This window comes from uncultured Campylobacter sp. (assembly GCF_963517995.1).
In the GTDB taxonomy this organism is placed as follows: domain Bacteria; phylum Campylobacterota; class Campylobacteria; order Campylobacterales; family Campylobacteraceae; genus Campylobacter_A.
On sequence record NZ_CAUQHQ010000190.1, the window covers coordinates 1 to 3471 of the forward strand.

Annotated in this window: 1 protein-coding gene and 1 pseudogene; both read right to left on the bottom strand. The window is 44.4% G+C overall.

The features are described from left to right. Positions 1 to 2903 (bottom strand): DUF748 domain-containing protein (locus RYL88_RS12340; protein ID WP_314991689.1); only part of this gene is annotated, 2903 nt, incomplete at its 3' end. Positions 2904 to 3261: 358 nt separating this feature from the next. Further along, positions 3262 to 3471, bottom strand: a pseudogene (locus RYL88_RS12345) (methyl-accepting chemotaxis protein); the annotation flags it as partial.

The window sequence follows — 3471 nt, forward strand, 5'->3', positions numbered from 1 at the left end:
GCCCAGACGATGCCGCCGTATTTAAAATCAGGGTCGTTTAGATCGCCCTCTACCGGCAGGTCGATATTTATCTGATTGTTTTGATCGCTTAGTATCGAAATAGCAAGCGATAAAGGCAGATCTACCGCGTCTTTAGACTCGACCTTTTCGCCCAGAGTTAGCGTGTCTAGATTTACTATGTTGCTGCCCTTTAGCTTAGAGTCCGCAACCTCGTAGTTTAGGGTCAAATTTAGCTTGCCTTTTTCTATCTTATAGCCCAAAAACTGCCCGCTATACGGCGTCACGTCTTTTAAATCTATATCTTTAAAACCTAGTTTTATCTCGGTGCTTTTTTTAAGATCAAACGGCAGTAGCTTTAGCCCGATCTTGCTAAAGCCGCTCTTGCCGACCACGCCTTCAAAAGTACCCATCGTAGGGCGTTTTTGATCCACTTCAAATAGTACGCCCTCAAGCTTAGCTATCCTCGTAGCAAAAGGCATAAATAGCGACGCATCCGAAAAATCTACCTCGCCGCCCTCTACTAAAATTTGCTTCACGGCAAATCCGAAATCGCCCTCTTTTTGGTCTTGCTTAGCGGCTTTAGCATCGCTTGCTTTATGCTCGGTTTTTACCTCTTTTTTGTCGGCGACACTAGTTTTTTTAGGCTCGGTATTTGCGGTTTTTTCGGCCTTGGCGCCGTCTTTATTTTTTACGAGGCGGCTTAAATTTAACTCGCGCTCCTTGTTTAAATGCGCCTTTAAAAACGGCGCACTCAGAGTCACGCGCTCTAAATTTAAGAAGTTTTTCGCAAACGAAATTTTAGATAGTTTGAGGTTTTTAAAGGCAAAAACCTTATCGCCGGAGCCGTCTGTAAGCTCGATATTTGCGATATTTGCCTTACCGCTTACGGAGGCTTCCGCAGCGTATTTTACGTTTATCTCGGCGTTTAGCTCGCCGCTTTTTAGGCTCGCGTCCAGATAGTTTTTAGCGTAGGCGAAGTAGCGAGGCAAATTTGTATCGTTTAGCTTCACGTCCGCTTCGATATTTATGGGCTCAGGCGTGATTTTGCCGCTAAAAGCCAAATTTAGCTTTTGCGAACTTTTCATGTCGATTTTGGCACTCACGGGCGAGGCTAAATTTTCGCTGATATTTTGTAAATTTACATTTAGTCCGTCAAATTTGTGCGCTATCTTTTGTCCCTCAAATATATGCGTCACGCCGATATCTGCGCCCGTAACGGCAACGCTTTTGACGCTAAATTTAAATCCGCTCTTTGTATCTTGAGCGCTTTTTTGCTCGGTTTTTTGGCTCTTTTTCGCGGCGGTTTTTTCTGCCGTTTTTTGAGATTTGGTAGATTTTTTCGCGCTTTCGGTTTTGCTTTTTGTATTTGTTTTTTTGGCGGCTGTTTTTTCGCCGTTTAGTCCAAGCTCGCTAATAGCGCTAAGCTCGCCGTTTTCTTTTAGCTCGGTTGCAAATTTGGGCTTATTTATACTGACGCTTCCTATTCGTAGCGCCGTTTTGGCTAGATCTAGATCCGCATCCTTTACGCCGATTTCAGCGACGGCGGCGATCTCTTTATTTTTAGTTTTTAGCGCGATTTTTTGAGCTTTTATTTCGCTGATAGAAGCGGTGCTAGCGTTATTTTCCAGCGTAAATTTAGGCGCGTTTATGATGAGCTTTTCTAGGCTTGCCGCGCCGTTTTTACCGACCGGGGCGGATGCTGCGTTAAGAGTTAAATTTTTTAGGCTAGCTGCGATATTTTGCCCGTTTATTTTCGCGCCAAGTTCGCTTGCGTTTGCGTCTTTTAGCTTTATCTCGCCGACGCTTTTTTCGATCAAATTTATACCGCTAACGCTCATAGTTTTTAGCGCTGCAGACGCGTTTGTATCACCTTTTTCATCTATATCCGCCTTGAGCGCAACGCCGCTTAAATTTAGCTTATCTAAATTTGCCTGCGCCTCGCCTTTAAAGCTCGTGTTTTTAAATTTTATCTCGCCGATATCGGCCGCGAAGCTTCTTTTTTCGCCGGCAAGGGCGCTTATCTCGATGCTCGGTAGATCAAGCTCCTCTAGGCTCAAATTTTGCCCCTCTAGCTGCGCTTCAAACGACTTTAAATTTAAAGCGACGTTTTTTAAAGCGGCCTTGATAACGCCGCCGTCCGCGCTTAGTTCATAGCCGGTTTTTGCGTTTATAAGGGCGCTATTTATGCGCAGATCTTGCGTGTCGATGAAACTAATCGCGACGGGGCGGACGTTAAAGTCCTTTAGGCTAAGCTCACCGTAAACTCGAAGCGGCGCGAGATCGATGCCGCCCTGCCAGTCTAGCTTTTGCGCTAGCGTCGAGTTTGCGTCAAAAACGTGCTTACCCGCGCTATTTTGCTCGGTATTTATGCCCGAGATTTCGTAGTTTATGCCCTCAATTTTGGCGCTAAAAGGCTGTTTTAAACTCTCGTCCGAGTAGGCAAACGAGCCGCCGATTATCTTTGTGCTGTTTAGAGCGAAATTTATGCCGCTAGTTTCGTTGTTTTCGGCGCTAGTAGCGTTTGACTCGCCTAAAAACGTAGCTAAATTTAGCGTGCCGTTTTTATCTCTAGCGATATTTACGCTTGGGCTTTCAAGGCGCAAGATATCGACCTCCGCGAGTTTTTTAAAGAGCGAAAAAGGCTTAAGCTTGACGTCGATTTGCTCCGCGCTAAAAAGCGGCGCGGTCGTGTTTAGCTCAGGGCGCGTAACGTTTAGCTCGAAGGTAAATGGGTTAAATTTAGCCTCCGCCACGCTAAAACTCGCGTTCATATCCTTTAGCTTTGCTGGCAAGGTATTTTTAAGCGCGTAAGGAACGCCTAAAAAGCCAGCAAGCGCGTAGATGAGTAGCAAGGCCGCGAGCGAGCCTAGGATAATAAGAGCGATTTTTTTACTTTTTTGCATAAATTCACCTCTAATTTTTAGTGGATTTTACTAGGAATTTGATTAAATAGCGGTTATTTTGATAAATTTAAGCGCCAAATCCAATGCTTGATTTACGATACGTAAATTATGAAACCGGAGGTTAAATTTAGGCGCGAAATTTATAAGCTTAAGAGAGTTTGTTTAAGACGGCAAAATTTAAAAAATCGCGATTTGCCTTAAAATTTAAATCTTGCTCGCTTAATACCAAATCTAGCCCTTCTGCTAGCAAGGCTTGGGCGGCAAACGGGGCAATGCCATGCTTAAAAGGCCGATTTTTAATCGAGCAAAGGACTATCTAGGCGAGATAATCGCTACTCGCCTAGATTTCGCAGATAGATCAAAATTTCTTCTTTTTTACGTCTTCTAAGATAACTTTAGCCATATCGTCGATCTGCGCCGTTACGTCGTTTGTAACATTTACTATGGAGATATTTTCGCGCGTAATGTTATCGATGGCGGCTACGGACTCGTTTATCATATTTATCGCGCTAGTTTGCTCCCTAATGCTCTCGCTCATCTCGTTGATGCTTTGGGCTAGCACGTTTGC